General features: G+C 58.2%; 15 protein-coding genes. 3 read left to right on the forward strand and 12 right to left on the reverse strand.

Annotated elements, in window-relative coordinates; genetic code table 11:
• Positions 1–166: 166 nt before the first annotated feature.
• The 3 genes from WA411_RS16780 to ntrC all read left to right on the forward strand — a co-directional run bounded on the left by WA411_RS16780 (position 167) and on the right by ntrC (position 3,464).
• Positions 167–691: a DUF4124 domain-containing protein gene (locus WA411_RS16780; protein ID WP_291909283.1), complete on the forward strand. Its 525-nt coding sequence runs from the start codon at positions 167–169 to the stop codon at positions 689–691.
• A gap of 254 nt (positions 692–945) precedes the next feature.
• A complete protein-coding gene (glnL, locus tag WA411_RS16785; RefSeq protein ID WP_291909470.1) occupies positions 946–2,040 on the forward strand; it encodes a nitrogen regulation protein NR(II) in 1,095 nt (364 codons plus the stop codon).
• A complete protein-coding gene (gene ntrC, locus WA411_RS16790; protein ID WP_153634797.1) occupies positions 2,037–3,464 on the forward strand; it encodes a nitrogen regulation protein NR(I) in 1,428 nt (475 codons plus the stop codon). Before glnL ends, ntrC begins: the two co-directional genes overlap by 4 nt.
• A gap of 61 nt (positions 3,465–3,525) precedes the next feature.
• Here the strand turns inward: ntrC and WA411_RS16795 are convergent, their stop codons facing one another.
• The 12 genes from WA411_RS16795 to WA411_RS16850 form a co-directional block, all read right to left on the reverse strand.
• On the reverse strand, positions 3,526–7,911 hold the full coding sequence (locus WA411_RS16795) for a LamG domain-containing protein (protein ID WP_291911201.1): 4,386 nt from the start codon (positions 7,909–7,911) through the stop codon (positions 3,526–3,528).
• Between the two features lie 290 nt (positions 7,912–8,201).
• Complete coding sequence (locus tag WA411_RS16800; protein WP_291909276.1) at positions 8,202–8,615, reverse strand: pilus assembly PilX family protein; 414 nt, start codon at positions 8,613–8,615, stop codon at positions 8,202–8,204.
• A complete protein-coding gene (locus tag WA411_RS16805; protein ID WP_291909273.1) occupies positions 8,605–9,381 on the reverse strand; it encodes a type II secretion system protein in 777 nt (258 codons plus the stop codon). The genes WA411_RS16800 and WA411_RS16805 overlap by 11 nt, the downstream gene beginning before the upstream one ends.
• A complete protein-coding gene (locus WA411_RS16810) occupies positions 9,381–9,872 on the reverse strand; it encodes a type IV pilus modification PilV family protein (protein WP_291909270.1) in 492 nt (163 codons plus the stop codon). The genes WA411_RS16805 and WA411_RS16810 overlap by 1 nt, the downstream gene beginning before the upstream one ends.
• Entirely contained in the window at positions 9,869–10,327 is a 459-nt protein-coding gene (locus tag WA411_RS16815; RefSeq protein ID WP_336119296.1) for a type II secretion system protein, read from the reverse strand. Before WA411_RS16815 ends, WA411_RS16810 begins: the two co-directional genes overlap by 4 nt.
• Positions 10,328–10,478: 151 nt before the next feature.
• Entirely contained in the window at positions 10,479–10,970 is a 492-nt protein-coding gene (locus tag WA411_RS16820; RefSeq protein WP_291909267.1) for a type II secretion system protein, read from the reverse strand.
• A gap of 41 nt (positions 10,971–11,011) precedes the next feature.
• Positions 11,012–11,524, reverse strand: coding sequence for a prepilin-type N-terminal cleavage/methylation domain-containing protein (locus WA411_RS16825; protein WP_291909264.1), 513 nt, complete (start codon positions 11,522–11,524; stop codon positions 11,012–11,014).
• Between the two features lie 37 nt (positions 11,525–11,561).
• Complete coding sequence (locus tag WA411_RS16830) at positions 11,562–12,104, reverse strand: hypothetical protein (protein WP_291909261.1); 543 nt, start codon at positions 12,102–12,104, stop codon at positions 11,562–11,564.
• A 39-nt stretch (positions 12,105–12,143) separates the two neighbouring features.
• Entirely contained in the window at positions 12,144–13,373 is a 1,230-nt protein-coding gene (locus WA411_RS16835; protein WP_291909259.1) for a type II secretion system F family protein, read from the reverse strand.
• Positions 13,373–15,142, reverse strand: a complete 1,770-nt coding sequence (locus WA411_RS16840) for a GspE/PulE family protein (protein WP_291909256.1) — start codon at positions 15,140–15,142, stop codon at positions 13,373–13,375. The genes WA411_RS16835 and WA411_RS16840 overlap by 1 nt, the downstream gene beginning before the upstream one ends.
• The gene (locus tag WA411_RS16845; protein ID WP_291909253.1) at positions 15,142–16,218 is read right to left on the reverse strand and encodes an MSHA biogenesis protein MshN; all 1,077 of its coding nucleotides are present in this window, start codon (positions 16,216–16,218) and stop codon (positions 15,142–15,144) included. Before WA411_RS16845 ends, WA411_RS16840 begins: the two co-directional genes overlap by 1 nt.
• Positions 16,215–17,054, reverse strand: a complete 840-nt coding sequence (locus tag WA411_RS16850) for an ExeA family protein (protein ID WP_291909250.1) — start codon at positions 17,052–17,054, stop codon at positions 16,215–16,217. The genes WA411_RS16845 and WA411_RS16850 overlap by 4 nt, the downstream gene beginning before the upstream one ends.
• Position 17,055: the final 1 nt, after the last annotated feature.

The raw sequence follows: 17,055 nt of genomic DNA on the forward strand, positions 1-17,055 counted from the left end.
TGTAGAGGGAAAGCAGACAAGCCCCGCCTTCGTGCGGGGCTTTTTTGTGAGCAGCCGCACAGTGCCTGGAGCCCTTAACGATATGTAACCAACATCAGGGTCTGCAGGCGTTGAAAAGACTCCGGGCGCCGCCGATAATCGAAGAAACCCAATAACAGGTGAGCTTATGAATCCAAAGTCTGGATTGGTTGCCGGCCTTTTCTTCTTGCTGGCGATTCCCGTCTCTGCCGAGGTTTACCGTAATGTCGATGCCTACGGCAACGTCACCTACTCTGACGAGCCGAGCGAGGGCTCTGAAGCGGTCCAGGTCAAGCCAGTCACGACCATCACATTGCCCAAGCCAGAAGTTGTTCAGGAAACCGAAAAGCTGCGCGAAGAGGTGCAGCGGGAAGGCGCAGCTTACGACAGCGTCTCGTTCGCCTATCCGGACAACAATCAGGCGTTCCATAGTGGCAGCGGCGACGTACAGTTCGAGGTCCGTAGCACACCCGGGCTCCAACCTGGTCACAAATACGAAGTAACGCTGGACGGGCAGCCAGTCGGGCAGAGTACTTCTGGCTCGATCACCGTCAACAACGTTTTCCGTGGAACCCACGAAGCCCGCGTCCACATCGTGGATGAAAACGGAGTTCAGGTGAAAACCGGCTCACCGATCACCTTCACCGTTCACCGCCCTTCCGCATTGAACTAACCAAACCTGCCTAACAATTCGCACTATTTTGGTGCGAACGCACCAGAAAAAAGCCATACTCTGATCAGCAACGGGGCGCATTTTCCGGACTGGTCAGAGGGATTTCTCCCATTTGCACCAGCTTACGGCACTTTTCAGCGCCAATAAGCCCCTCTGCCCGCACTTTGCCCACTCATTCGTGAACCCGGTTCAAAGTGGTTCGCTTTTTGCAAAACTCCGGAGGTCACACTATGTCGAACCAACGGGATTCACGCATGGCACTGCCTTCGGCCCATCAAACCGGATACAAGAGCATTCTCGACAGCCTCACTACCGCTGTCCTGGTGCTCGAGGACAATCTCAGCATCCGGTATCTCAACCCCGCCGCCGAAAGCCTGTTCGAAACCAGCATGACCCGCAGTCAGGGCCACCCCTTCCAGGACATTCTGGTGGAATCCGAAGACGCCCTGAAAACGCTTTTTGCCGCTGTACGGAACGGACAATCCTATACTCGCCGCGAGGCCGAGTTCCTCCTCACCAGCGGTTCCCGGCTTACGGTCGATTATTCTGTCACCCCCATCAGCCTGGAACCGACGGAGCTCCTGATCGAGATCCAGCCGAGAGACAGGCTGATGCGGATCAGTCGTGAGGAAGACATCATCTCCCAGCAGGAGACCACCCGAATTCTTGTCCGGGGCATGGCCCACGAGATCAAGAACCCGCTTGGCGGCATCCGTGGTGCGGCTCAGCTTCTTGATCGGGAACTCAACAGTGAGGATCAACGGGAATACACCCGGGTCATCATCGACGAGGCGGATCGGCTCCGGAGCCTTGTGGACCGGATGCTGGGCCCGAACAAGGCATTGAAGCTGGCGCCGACCAATATTCATGAAATCCTCGAACGGGTAGGCACCTTGCTTGAGGCCGAAAGCAAGGGACGACTGAATTTCGAACGGGATTACGACCCCAGCATTCCCGAGTTCAAGGGTGACAAGGAACAACTGATTCAGGCGTTCCTGAACATCGCACGGAACGCCATGGAAGCGGCCTTCGAAAACCAGGCGAGCCACAGCTCCGACGAGCCGCCGACCATTACTTTCCGTACCCGCACCCTGCGCCAGTTCACCATTGGCAACCGACGCCACAGGCTCGTGTGCCGGGTCGACGTTATCGACAACGGCCCCGGCATTCCGCCGGAGCTGGTGCAGAACATTTTCTATCCGATGATCAGTGGCCGTGCCAGTGGCACCGGCCTGGGCCTTTCCATTACCCAGAGCATCATCGGCCAACACCGTGGACTGGTCGAATGCGAAAGCGAACCAGGCCGAACCGACTTCATCATCTTCCTGCCTCTGGAGGACACCCCATGAGCCAACCGGCGAACGTCTGGATCATAGACGACGACCGCAGTATTCGCTGGGTGCTGGAGCGCGCCCTTAACCAGGCCGGTATGCAGCCCCGAGTTTTTGACAGTGGTGAAAGCATCATGATGCGGCTGGAACACGAACAGCCGGACGCCATCGTGAGCGATATCCGGATGCCCGGCGTCGACGGCATCACCCTGCTGTCCCAGATTGTCGACGTTCACCCGGACGTGCCTGTCATCATCATGACCGCGCACTCGGATCTGGAGAGCGCCGTAACCAGCTACCAGACCGGTGCCTTCGAATACCTTCCCAAGCCGTTCGATGTGGATGACGCGGTCGCACTGGTCAAGCGCGCCGTGGCCCACAGCCATGAGAAGCGTGCCAGTGGTGAACCCCAGGCCGAAATGTCCCAGCGCAACGCCGAAATCATCGGTGAAGCGCCTGCCATGCAGGAAGTCTTCCGGGCTATTGGCCGGCTTTCCCACTCCAACATTACGGTTCTCATTAACGGCGAAAGCGGCACGGGTAAGGAACTGGTGGCCCAGGCGCTGCACAACCACAGCCCCCGGGCGAACCATCCCTTCATTGCCCTGAACATGGCTGCAATTCCCAAAGACCTGATTGAATCCGAACTCTTCGGCCACGAAAAGGGTGCCTTCACCGGCGCTGGCGCCGCTCGCCAGGGCCGGTTCGAACAGGCCAACGGTGGCACCCTGTTCCTGGACGAAATCGGGGATATGCCCGCTGACACTCAGACCCGCCTCCTGCGGGTTCTGGCCGATGGCGAATTCTACCGGGTAGGCGGCACAACCCCGATCAAGGTGGATGTGCGCATCATCGCGGCAACCCACCAGGACCTGGAGAAACTGGTGCAGGCAGGCACCTTCCGGGAAGACCTGTTCCACCGCCTGAACGTCATTCGCGTGCACTTGCCCAAGCTCGCCGAGCGCCGGGAAGACATCCCCCGCCTGATGCAGCACTTCCTGAAACGGGCGGCCAAAGAGCTGGCCGTCGAGCCCAAGATCCTGCGCGAAGAGGCCGAAGAATACCTGACCACCCTGCCCTGGCCGGGCAACGTCCGCCAGCTGGAGAACACCTGCCGCTGGCTGACCGTAATGGCCAGCGGTCGCGAGATCCACATTGATGACTTGCCACCCGAGTTATTACACCAGGCCGAGACACCAACCACCGGAGCAACCTGGCAGGAAGGCCTGAAAAACTGGGCCGAACAGGAATTGAAGCGAGGCAAGAAGGGAATTCTCGATACGGCCGTGCCCGAGTTCGAGAAAATCATGATTGAAACAGCCCTGAAGCACACCGGTGGCCGTCGACGGGATGCCTCCATCCTGCTGGGATGGGGCCGGAACACGCTCACCCGGAAAATCAACGAGCTGGGGATGGATCATCCGGAACACGAGGAAGACTGACGATTGGCGAACCGCCGGGGTTCGTTGATGTTTTGGGGCAGGACTCGCGTCCTGCCCTTTTTTATCGTTCCTGCCAGTAGATCACGCGGTCGTGGCCGCGATAGACGCCGAATGTCGCGGTTGATTTCGGATTCTCCTCAACACCGTCGCCATCGAAATCATACTGCCAGTACAGCGGCACCGGGTATTCAACCTGTACACTGCCGGTATTGCCCTCGCCCGGAGCAGCAAGTACAAGGGGTGCTGCTGGCTCGGGCCGACCACCACTTATAGTTCCGGAACTGACACTTACCGAGGTGTTCGGGGGCGTGCCTGTTATCAGGGCATCGGCGGTATCATAGGCCCAGCAAGTCTCATCACCATGAAGCTCGAAATCAGCCCCGTTCCAGATCTGGACTTCAAACGGCATCTCCAGATCGAGGTTTTCAGGTCCGTAGGCGTTCTCTAGAATCATTCGACCATAACGAATCGAGGCGCCAGCGGAAGACAGCGTAGGCAGCTCCGCCGCCGGCATTGATACCCCATCTGAATCAGAAATATTCGTGAACACAGTCTCGAGTCTGGCATCAAACGGGCCAACCAGGGAGTTTGCATTGCGGTCATATGTAAAGTTGTCTGGTCCCGCCTGATAAATGAGCGTGCCATTGCCATTCGCTGTAAGAGTTGGTGTACCAGCAATAGTGGTCACATCAATTGCTGTGCTCTGAGCGCCAATCTCATCGGCGTCTGTTGCCGGATCAGTCCGGGCGATGTCCGCGACTGTCAGCTTCTGCCAGCTGTCGCGATAGTTTCGGGTAACAGGCCCAGAACCGCTCACACTGTATGCTCTTGCAGCAAGGGTAAACTCTGGCGAAAGACTGTAGCCGAAACCCTGACCGGTGTAACTGAAACCATTGCAGACAGGATCAAGTACTCCGTCCATCGCACTTTCGAGAGTGAACGTATCAGGGTGGAACCTGCCTACGGGCCCGGAATCCCCGACCACCGCAACAGAGCGGCCAAGGAAAGTGCCGCTGAGTCCTGTCGTGACCTCTACCGAGCCAACCTCGCTAAAGGATGCTGAACCAGAGGCAAACCCAGAGTTGAAGCCGCTCAAGCCACTCAAGCCTGCCAGCCCTGGATCAGCTGCCCCTGCGGGCCCCGCAATCAGATAACTGGCTACACTAACGGTCGCGTCAAAGCTGTCTACGGATGCGTTATCCGTGAGATCGGAGTTATTGGCGGCATCAGTATCTCCGTGACCATCCGGTTGGCCGTCTGCATCTGCATCGTCAGCACTGTCGTACTGAACGGCCCGAACCGAAACATCGAACGGTCGCCCCGCCGCCCTGAAGGCGGCTCCGCTGGGCGACTCCGTCGCTGGGTTGCCAGCCACTGTCACGGCAAAAGCAAAAGGCCTGACCGTTAATTCAGGGCCGGTGCCTGCGATGGCGATGGGATTGTCATTCTCATCCAGGATGAGACCGGATTCGGAATCTTCCAGCTCCAGAGCATAGTGACCAACATCGGTAGGAATGAGCCCCAGGCTTGCAAGGCCCCGATCAAAGTCAACAGTCAGATTGGAAGTCGCTGGTCGTGAAGAGGGCAAAGATATACTTCCCGCCCCCGCATCAAGCCCGGGCGCAGCGCCAGCTGGATCGTCTGTTTCCCGATTCAGCCAGGCCCTAAGATCCACCGCACCATCATAGGCTTCAACACGACCACACTCGCCACTGGAGGGATCGCGCCTCAATACCTCGGCCTGCAAGCCGTGTGGCCGCCCGGCAATGACATCAATGCCCAGGCTGTCGGCCAAAGCGATGACCAGGGCGTTCTCACGAAATTCAACCACACTGGAAATCCCGAACTGCCCACTGGTTGTGTCCTCTGCACGGATGGTCAATCGATCAGCCCGGGTATTCTCCAATCCCAGTGTAATTTCTCCATTATCTGCAGCGACGAACTCGTAGATGGCCTGACCATCATCATCGACATCTGGACTGGGCGACAGGGAGCCCGACGCTGCGACCCTCTGCCAGTTGCCATGGCCGGCACTTGTTGTAATCCGCACGGTACCTTGATACCCAGTGAGAACATTGTCGCCGGCATCCTCTGCCTGAATTCTGACATCGACCGGCGCACAAACGCTGGCAGTCGCAGGCACAGTTATACGGAAATGATCAAGTACCTGGGCACAGGGACGACTGCGATTTGCTTCGCGAAGAATGGCTGCATCGGATAGCGCCCGGGCGTAGAGGCGCACCTCATCGATCTGGCCTTCAAACTCTCGGCCGCCGAACCCCTGATCGGCGCCTATCTGAAAAGGATCAGCGTTCAGGAGCAACGACTCATCGGCAAACGACTGCCTTGCCCGTTCCACACCGTCAACAACGATGCGCTGTATCCCATCTCGTTTCGAGTAGGTGATGGCTGTGTGAACCCAGGTGTTCAATGGCAGTTGATAGCCCGAGGTAAAGGATCGCGAAACACCTGATTCGTTCGTCCACCACCAGTAGATCTCGCGGTTGCTGTCAACGTGGTACTCATAGTTTTCGTCTTTCGACACGATGGTTTTGATGCCACCGCCAGTTGGAAAAGCATCGACATTTATCCAGGCCATGACGGTAAGCTCATCGGCGCTGGACAAGTCATCATCATGGGGGATGTCTATGAACGAGCCGCCCGAAAGGGTGGCGCCATAGCAGACTTTGGCTGGCTCCGCCCTCGCTCCATTGACGGCTCGTCCATCCAGCCCCGTGCCGCGGAGCTCGACAACCTCTCCAGGATCACCTTGCCATCGAGGCCCCTCGAGGCCGTAGACTGCCCGCAGAGAGAAGTCGACAACAAAATCACCGGAAAATGCCAGAAACCCTGCCCGCTCCGTGGTGTGGCTCAGATCCCGGTCATTTGCCCAGTCCTCTTCAATCTTCAGCTCAACAGCATCGTTGGACACCGAGCAACGGCGCAGCCAACCACCGTCGCCACCATCGCGGGTCAGCTGGGACCCGACAACCCGAGGCGGAGAGGGATACGATTGCAGAAACGCTGCTCTGTCACAGCTGTTCGTTCCAGAAATGTTGTCCGACGTAACCTGGGCTTCAGACAGAACCGTTCTACCGTCATTATCAACAAAACGACCGATAACGCCCGGTTCGACTGCCAGGTATGCGACCGACTCCGGTCGCACAACAGCCCCAGACCTAGTCTCTGCACGTTCCAGGGCAAGATCTATTCCCGAGGCTCCCAGGCGGTCGTGCGCCATCGTCAACCAGGGAACCGATCGTTCACCGGGAGAAGACGTTTCGTTTTCCAGGGTTTGGATGTTACTTATGAAGACCGGTGTTCCGCCGAATGCGGTCAGAAAGTTCAGGCGTGACCAATTCGAGCCGGATACAAACCGGCCCTGCTCCGATTGCAGCGGTACCTGGCCAACCTCAAGCCTTGATCCATCTGGGAAGGCATGCTCACCGTAGGTCACCGCAAGATAATGCACCGTTGTAGTCTGATCGCCTACATCACTGTAGCGGGTGGGCGGCTCAAGCGGCACAATATCGAAGCCATCTTCAGTGATCTGGCGAATCCGAACTGCCGATGGTTCCGGATTGCTGTCGTCGCTCAGAACAAATACGGCTGGAGGTGATGGGTATACCTGCTGGAAGGAAACCCTGGTAAATGTGCCAGGACTGACGGTGACTGAGCGCGATTCCATCATCAGGGGCTCAGGCTCGGGCGGGCGGACCTCAGAGTCGTAGGCAAAAGCCTCAGAAAAAGCGACTAGCCCCACACTCTCTCTGCCGTGATTCCGATCGTTATCCTGGGCGGTGTCCTCGTCAATTAACAATCCGATGCTGGAACTGGAAAGTTGGCACTGTCTCAGCCAACCACCGTCGTCTTCCCGTCGGCTGGTTTTACTGGCAACCGCGATCGGGCTGGTTCCAAACACACTGCTAAAGCTAAATGTGTCGCACCCGTCATCCCAACCACGAGGCCCGTTATTGATACTCTGAGCTTCATAGCGCACATTCAGATTACCGATCGCATTAAATGTGCTGGTCGCCGTTGCACTTATCGCGATAAAACCGATTTGCTCAGGGCTGGCCAGTTCGTAGAACTTATTGTCAGACGCATCATAGGCCTCACTGAATTCCAGAGCATAGTTCAAACCTGACGCCGTCACGGCATCGAAAACCATAGTCAACCATGGCTCCGAAACGTCATCTGGCACATTCGCATTTCTCTCATTGGTCATCGTCTGGATGTCACCAATGACTACCGGAGCGCCTGAAAACCCTGCTGTAAATGCGTGGCTTCCCCAACGCTTCTGGCCGGGAGGGTTACCGCCAAACTGGACAAAATCCTTGTTGTTACCGGACCCGGTCTCACGGGTACTGAGCAGGCCAGCTTCAATGCGAGTGCCGTCGGGCAGTTGGTGCACACCCGGCTCTACGGCCACATAACTTACGGTCATATTGGTGTGCGGGCCATCCTCAGAAAATGGCTCTACCTGCGCTATCTCAAAGCCCGTTGCAGTAACGTTTCTGATCCGTAAAGCAGAAGCATTGGGGCCATCATCGGTTGGCAAGGCTACAACAATAGGAGGGGAGGCATAGGTTTGCCTGAAGCTGAAAGAGAACAGCTCATTTTCCCCCGATGTGGCCGGTAGATCCAAAGTGCCAGCTTCCATCTTCCAGGCATGGGCCAGGCACGGGGCCAGTAGGATCACAAACAGGATTAACCTTGTCAGCGCCGTGAACTGCCTCATCGCACTCGCACCTCAATCGTTCGGGACGCAGCTTCAGGCCCGCTGCCACATTGACCATTACTGAGTAAAGTAAACACAGTTTCGGGTGCTGGACTGCCATCGATATCGGCTTGCACCGACGTACAGGTAATACCTGCGGAGCAGCTCGAGAGGCCGCCGTTGGAAAAATTGATCGAAGAAGAAACAGCTCCACAGCTGCCGCCTGACAGTGCCTCCGTCACAGCAACCTGGGCACCACTTTCTGCTGCATAAAAGGCCCTCTGGGAAAGAATCTGCTGGCTGACCGAAGCGCCCGCGCTCTCCTGCTGCTGCGCCATGCTGGTAACAATGAGTGCCAAAACGGTGATGATGAACAGCGCTACCGGAAGCCCCGCCCCCCTTTGCTGCTTGATGCCTTGTTCAGGGTACATTTCGGATTTGCACCTCCTGGCTGACAGTCGTTGTTTCAGAACCATCCTCACTAATCAAAGTGAACGAGAACTGAACGACTGCCGCCCGCTGCAGAGTTGCCGGCAAAAACCGGAATTCGACATTGCCAGACAGATTGGCAGCCAACACCTCCCTGTCCCCCGTTGGAGGTGATGGTTGGGTGGAGCTCGGCGAATAATCATCATACCTATAAAGAAATCGACCGCTCTGGCACAAACTGACGGGCTGACCTACCACGAACAAGCGGCGGGCGGGTGATGTTGAGGTAAACCGATGGCCAGAGGAGAGTTCGATACTGGCCGGCGAGCCGGTGTTGTCAATTGAGGAAATCAAAGACGAAACGGGTCCAGGATTCGCGCCACTATAAAGATCGGCGGTACTCGTTCCATAACCATAAACCACAGCACGGGTCGTTCCCACGGCTGGAAGGTTAGCAAACGCGGCGACCTCTATCCCGTCAAATGCCGGGCCACGGGTAAGCCTGACGTAGTTGGTACCTGCCTCCAAGGGCAACCACTCGATGCAATCACCTGAAGTCCGAACGGACAGAGGGAACGCCTCCCTCAGTTCGCGCGTGATTTGCTCCGAAACCACCACGCCCTGAAACGCCCGCAGTTGGCGAGCGCTGACATCTAGAGCGCCCTGTGTCGAGAGGCTCACGAATCGGACAGAGACCGTGGCAACAATGCCCAGCAATACGATGACCACCAGCAGCTCGATCAGGGTAAAACCGGCTCGCTGGTGCATCAGAAATTCGCCCTGTAGACAGAGAAACTGTAACCCTGGCCGCCCGGATCGGTAACTGTCAGGTCGACACGTTTGGCATCCGCCTGGGCCAGCCCCACCTCTCCACCAGCACATTGCACCGTGATCGAAATCCGGAAGCCGGAATAATCCGATGTCAGAGGGACGCCTTCAGCATTTTCGGGCGCAGCATCGTCGATGGCGTTGTAATCGTCGACATCATCATAGTCAGCCCGACTGGCTTCCTCTGTGTTGATTGTGCAGCCGGCTTGCTTAGGAACGCCCCCGACGGGTGTGTTGTCATCGTATTTTCGGCTGAGAATCTCATCCATATAGAGCTGCGCGAGGGCCACAGCCCGGGTCTGATTCAGTGGCTCGGCACTACGTCCTGCGATCAGCGAAAACGCTCCAACCACTCCGGCTATTGCAACACCAATGATCACGATCGTGATCACCAGCTCCACAAGTGTTGCGCCACCGTGACGTGCTTTCATGACTGGCAACTGCCGGCGTAAACGGCGCCCAGAGAACTCAGACAGGTTTGAAACGTGCTTTCGCCGGAAAAAGAGAACTGCAGGTTGTTACCAGCAGAAAGCGCGCCCCTCGTGTTGAATGTCACCGTCACTGGAAGCGTGCTGCCGGCAACTGACAAAGTGGCACCCTCATGAGCGACCTCAAAAGTTCGCTCGTTACCGGAACCGCTACCAACCACAAACCGGAAAACATCTGAATCTCGCTCAATTGTGAGCGTATTGGCAGGATTCCCTGCCAACGCTGCCTGCTGGGCAAGCAGCGTGGCGGAGGACAGTTGCTGGGTCGCCAGCAAGGGGGAGAAGGCCGAGCGGCTAGCGAACAGGCCAATGCCCAGAGCGGAGAGGACTCCGATCAGGATGATGACCATTACCAGTTCTACGAGGGTGAAGCCCGATTCGCTCGGGGCGTTTTTCATTCTCATGCCCCTTTCTACTCTCCTTAACCGTGTGTCGAGCCTTCAAATCGACGCTACCGCAGCCCTTTGCTTTAGGAGCGGCGGGATAGGTTTGGGGAAGCCTATCCTGCCTGCCGTGATGCAAAAGAGACTGCCAAATATGCGCAGGCGTTTAACAGCCTGTGACATCAACAGCCACACTGTATGGGGCTGTTAAAGGAGCAGTGTTGTCAGTCGCCGCATTGGCAGCGGTATAAGCTGCGGTGCAGTTTGCCTGCAGGGTAAAGGTGATGGTATCCGCTCCAGCGGTACCGCCGCCCGAAGCGGGATAATCATTGGTTGTGTCAATATCAGCCGCAGCAACGATTCCGGCAGCATCTGCTGTTGGGTATCCGTTCACCATAGTAATAGCCTGACCATCAAGAGTTACGCTAGTTCCTAGCGCGGCTCCATCTGCCAGTTGTGCGGAGTGCGCAATTGATGCTGCTGACTTCATGGCTCCCGCTAAGGCCTGAATTGACGCCTCGCGCGCATCACCACCAAAATCCGCAAACCGCGGCAAAGCAAACGCCGCCAAAATACCGAGAATTACAATCACCATAACCAGTTCGATCAGGGTGAAGCCCTTTTCTTTTCTTGCCGCAATGGCTGTCATCGCTTTCATGGTATTACTCCGTTTTTATCGCCAGTTGGCTTCGAGGTTTATCAGTTAATGGTTGTGGTTATTTCGCCAGTGTCCGCATCATACGCAATGGTGCTGCCCTGGTTGTCTGCCTGATAGGTAAACACACAATCATCACCAGTGATCGAAATCAGATATTCGGCTGGCGCTGTCGTGCTCACGGTCGGCGCATTGGATTGCAGAACCCCAAGCCAAACCTCTTCGCACTTGGTGGCATCCATTGTGGTCCCGGTATCGTCTGAAGCAACGGAGGTCGGCCAGCCGTCATCACTGACATCGACATTGTCGTTGCCGAAGCCCACCACATCCGTTTCTGCTGCGGTGAAGCCGTTGGATACCCACTGGGTTTTGGCCAACGCCACACCCGCTGCCAGGGCCCCAGCAGTTGCGCGAATGCTGGACTGATGCGCCTGCTCGGAGAGCTGGGCGAACCGTGGCAATGCGAACGCCGCCAAGATCGCAAGTATGGCAATAACCACCACCAGCTCGATCAGGGTGAATCCCTGTTGTTTGCTCTTACTGTAATCCCGCTTCATTACATCGGCCTCTTTACGGTTTCATTCGTCCGTCTGGTCAGCGTTGCGCATCCTGCGTTTGCGCTGCTTCTTCTGTCAACGACACCGGGGCGAGTTTTAGCCCCGTCAGCCGTTCTTCCTGCTCCCGCGCACCATTCCCGTTGCGGTCTGCAAATTCCGTTGTCACTGCCCAGGCCAGAGGCTGCTCCTGGTTGGCTTGCCGACTGTCTATGGTTATCGGCTGCCCCGGTTTATAAATTAACCAGCCTTTGGGCCCGTATTCTGTTTCTTTTTGTTCGCTTACCCGGAAACACCAGGTTGCCGGCGCCAGTTCCTCGCCCTGGCATCGCCCAGCGTAATTACCCCACTTGTGCTCCACCAGCTCAAACGGGTTGATGCCCCTGTGCTCAGCAAGACGGCCGTCACGGCTCAGCATTACCTCTGCACCCTTGATCACCAGGGCCGATCTGAGCTGGCCGATCACCATGTTGGCGGCCCGTTCTTCGGCATTTCGGCTTTCTCGTTCCAACACGCCGAGCAGGAACCACCAGAGCACTCCCAGTCCGGCCAACACCACCGCGAAGCGGAACCTGCGCGACATCGCCAGTCCGCTGGCCTCTGAAACCCGTGCCGCTGGCACTCAGCCCCGCCCCATGGCGGCGGCCCCCAGGTCCCAGATCGGGAGGAACACGCCCAGTGCCAGAATCAACACGAGAATGCCCATGGCCACAATCAGTATCGGTTCAATCGACTCCGCCAGTCGCTTGAGTCCGTAGTCCACATCCTCATCGTAAAAATCCGCGACATTGTTGAGCATGTCGTCCACGGAACCGGTTTCCTCGCCCACCGCAATCATCTGCAAAATCAACGGGGTGAACATTTCGCTTTGTCTGGCTGTTCTGAGCAGAGTCTCGCCTCTCTCGATACCGCCTCGCATACCCTTGATGTGGGTCGAGATCCAGGCATTGTCTGTGGTGTCCGCCACCACGGTTAACGCCGTTGTTACCGGCATGCCGGCGGACAGCATGGTAGCAAAGTTCCTCGCGAACCGACTGAGCGTGATCAATTCCAGCAATGGTCCGATAATCGGCAACCTGAGTTTGTAACGATCCCAGGTCAGCCGGCCCTGTTCCGTCTGCTTCCATTGCCGCAGCAGGAGGCCGCCTGCAGCGACCGCAAAGAGCATCACGTACCAGTAGGCCAGAAGGAAATTGGAGGTTCCGACCAATACCTGGGTCAGGAACGGCAGGTCCGCCCCCAGCTTGTCGAACACCGAAGCGAATTTCGGGATAACCAGAAAGTTCACGACCATCAGCGCCGATAACAGGGCGATAATGACGAACATCGGATAGCGCAAGGCCTGTTTGAGGCGACGCTTGGTGTCCCGCTCAAGCTCGAGAATTTCTGACAGGCGTCGGAAGGCGTCGTCCAGCATCCCGGTGTTCTCGCCCACATGGATCATGGCAATAAATAACTCCGAGAAAACCTTCGGATGCGCCTGCATGGCCGTCGCCATGGTTGTGCCGCCTTCGAGCCGGGTGGTCACATCCTCCAGTACTTCCGCCAGCACCGGTGAACGGGTGGTTTCCGCCAGGCCGCGCATGGTGCGGATCAGGGGGATACCCGCCTTGGTCAGGGCATGCATCTGGCGACAGAAAACAATCAGCTCATCGAGGGTGACCTTCTTCCGGAATATCGGCAGCCGGTTCAATCGATCAACAACCGACTCCGTGTCCTCCACCTCCCGGATGGAGAGCGGGGTAATCCCCCGGCGCATCAGCTCCGTGGCAGCGGCATCGGCATTGGGAGCGCCCAGCAAACCCTGCTGGACGCTCCCACGATTATCCTTGCCCCGGTAGCTGAACTGCATCAGGCATCTCCCCCAACAGGCTCATCCGGCAAGGGAATCTCGTCGTCGGGCGAGAAATCACCCTCGGAGGTCGCCGCCACCCGGGCCACTTCCTCCAGCGTGGTGGTGCCCTGTAACGCAAAATCCATGGCGCACTGCCCGAGCGGTCTGTACAGGGTGCTCAGGCGAGCCGCTTTGGTGAACTCCGAGACATCCTGGCGCCGCAAAGCGTCCAGCATGGCCTCGTTCATTTCAAGCATCTCATAAACGCCAACCCGGCCCTTGTAGCCCGTGTTGCTGCACTGGTAGCAACCTCGGCCGTGCACGAACCCGGCTTCCATATCCAGCGGATCCAGATCAAAGCTGCGCAGCCACACCATTTCCTGTTCCGTCGGTGTGTAGGCCTCGGCACAGTTGTCACAGACCCGCCTGACCAGACGCTGGGCAACCACGCCGAGCAGCGAGCTGGCCACGAGAAAGGGTTCGGCACCCATATCGATCAGTCGCATGGCGCTGCTGATGGAGTCGTTGGTGTGCAGGGTGGAAAGCACGAGGTGACCAGTCATCGCCGCCCGCAGACCGATTTCCACGGTCTCGCGATCCCGCATCTCGCCCACCAGGATCACGTCGGGATCCTGACGCAGGGCGGCCCGAAGTACATTGGCGAATTCCAGACCGATTTTAGGGTTCACCTGCACCTGGGTAATCCGGGGCAGGCGGTATTCCACCGGATCCTCCGCGGTGATTATCTTCACCTCAGGGCGGTTCAGTTCCGTGAGGGCGCCATAAAGCGTGGTGGTTTTACCGCTACCCGTGGGGCCGGTCACCAGAATCATCCCGTGGGGTTTCTTGATCATCCGGCGGAATCGTTCGAGCAAGTGGTCCGGCATCCCGGTACCGTCGAGGTTCAACATGCCCTGGCTCTGGTCCAGAAGACGCATGACCACCGATTCGCCGTACTGAACGGGCATTGTGGACACCCGCACGTCGATACTGCGGCCCTTCACCCGAACGTTGAAGCGCCCGTCCTGGGGCATCCGCTTCTCGGAGATATTCAAACCTGCCATCAGCTTCAGACGCAGGACCAGCGCGGCATTAACCCGCTTCTCCTTCATCACCTGTTCCTGCAAAACGCCGTCCACCCGCTGCCGGATGCGCACGACTGTCTCGTCCGGCTCGATGTGGATGTCCGAGCTGCGGGCCTGAACCGCATCCTCGAACAGCGTTTGCAGAAGCTTGACCACCGGCGCTTCGGCGCTTTCGGATTCGGCCGAGAGGTCCGCGAGGTCGAAGGCATCCTCGCCCAGCTCGTCCTCCAGCTCTTCCGCCAGTGAGGCAATTTCATCGGTACGCCGGTAGACCAGGTCCAGGGTGCTCAGCAGCTCGCTCTCACGCACCACCGCCTGTTTGATGGGCTGCTTCAGAATGCGGACCAACTCATCGTAGGCAAAGATATCCAGAGGATCGGCCATCCCCACCAGCAGCTCGCCACTATGCTCCGCCAGCACGATACTGCGGAACCGTCGGGCCATGGCCTCCGGTAGCTTTTTCACCAGTTCGTTGTTGAACTGGTAGTGACGCAGCTGCACAAAGGGAACATCCAGCTGGCGGGACAGGATATTGAGCAGACTGTCCTCGTCCACATAACCAAGGTCTGTGAGCGTTTTACCAAGCTTACGCCCGGTGCTTTTCTGCTCGCGCAGGGCCGTCATCAGCTGCTGCTCAGTGATGACATCATTCTGGACCAGCAGGTCGCCTAACCGGACTTTCTTTTTCGGCTCTGTCGTCATCATCCCGCCTGCAAAGCTTTCAGTCGTTCGCGAACGTAATTCGCCAGGGACGGCGAAAGCCCGGGTAACTGTGCGGCCTGGCTGTAGGCCCGGACCGCGCTGTTGGTCTCGCCGCCTGTCTCCAGGGCAATCGCAAGGCCCACCCACCAGGCCGCGCGGCTGTCGTCCTCGGCAATAAGGGCCGACCAGTGTCGGGCCGCGTCGGTGGTGCGGCCTGCCTGCTGCAGCAAGGTCGCCAGGGTTACCCGATACTCAACGGCCTGGCGCACTGCAGGCACGCTACTCTCAAGGGTGGCGAGTGCTTCGGGCAGACTGCCCTTGGCGTGGAGTGCCCGGGCTCTCAGAAGTCGCAGAGCGGCATCGCCGCTCGTCACCGATTCCGGAAGCCAGGCCAGAGCCCTGTCAGGCATTTCCTGCACCAGCATCTGACGCGCGAAAACTTCGCGGCTGGCAGTCGCCGCCTGAGCACTAGCCAGCTCCTGCAACGCCTGCTCAGCTTGACGGGTTTCACCACTCCTCAGCAGCGAGGCCAACTCCCGGCTGACTCGACGATCGATGGCTTCGGGCGTCTCACGAACCTGTTTTATGGGTGGCGTTGGCGCTTCGGATTCCTGGGCAGTCTCGGCTTCGGCCACCACCGGTGTAGTGACGGCGGGTTCAGGCTCCGGGGCTTCGACTCTCACCGGTACAGGTTCAGGCTCCGGTTTCTGTGGCTCAATCGCCTCGGCTACTTCCCTGGCTTCCAGTTCGGACTTAACCACAACTGGGGGCTCAGAGGCAGGCTGCGAGGCCTCAGCGGTGTTGTCGTTTCCGGCAACGCTCTCGAGTTGCAGTTCTGTTCCGGCCTCTTGCGCCGGCGGGGCGCTCACATGGACAGGCATGTCTTCCTTACCGGTTCGAGTCATCAACCAGAAAGCAGCTGCGCCCACTGCGCCTGCGACCAGGAATACGATGACGACCCAGAACCCGTAACGCGGACGAGGTCGGGATTGCGACTGTCCTGCATAGGCCGCGGCCACTTCCGGCCGGTTCTGTCGCTGCTCTGCCGCACGCAGGGCATCGTTCAGCAGGCTCATAACCACCTCCCGATCAGTCCCGGCAAGCGAACGCTCTCGGTGTCGCGAATGGCCTGCATGGCATGGCCCCGCTCAATAAGACGGTCACCCCTGCCCCAGGCCGCCAACATGGACTTGTGAGCCAGAATATTAACCAGCCTCGGAATGCCACCGGAGGCCCGGGTAATCAGCCGAAGCGCACCCGGTGCAAAAAGATCGGCGCCGTTGTAGCCGGCCTGGGCCAGGCGATGGCGCAGATACTGGGCAACCGAATGGCGGTCCAGGGGGGCGAGGCGATAGTGGAACGTTATGCGCTGGTTGAGTTGGCGCAGGCTCTGCTTTTGAAGCAGCACATCCAGCTCAGGCTGGCCAAACAGGACCACCTGCAGCAGCCGGACGCTCTCGGTTTCCAGATTGGTGAGCAGTCGCAACGCCTCGATGGTCTCTTCCGGCATCGCCTGGGCCTCATCAATCACGAGGACGACCGGCTTTTGCTCCATGGCATGGGCGATCAATTTTTCGTTGATGGCCTTGAGCACCTGATGCGCATTGGCGCATCCGGACAGTTCCACGCCCAGCTCTTCAGCCACGGCTTCGTACAGGGTATCCGGGGTCAGGTGCGGGTTCGGAATATAGGCGGTGTACGCAATCTGCTCGAGTTCGTTCAGCAGGAGCCGGCACAGCAGGGTTTTGCCCGTGCCTACCTCTCCGGAGATCTTGATAAAGCCCTCCCGCTCTTTCAACGCCACCAGCAACAATTCCAGCGCATCACCATGGCTGGGCGCCCGCAGGAAATAGCGGGTGTTGGGCGTCAATGCGAACGGTGCTTCCTGCAGTCCGAAATGGGCTTCGTACATG

The organism is Marinobacter sp. CH_CUG1437-1 (assembly GCF_037029655.1).
GTDB classification, from domain to species: Bacteria; Pseudomonadota; Gammaproteobacteria; order Pseudomonadales; family Oleiphilaceae; genus Marinobacter; species Marinobacter salsuginis.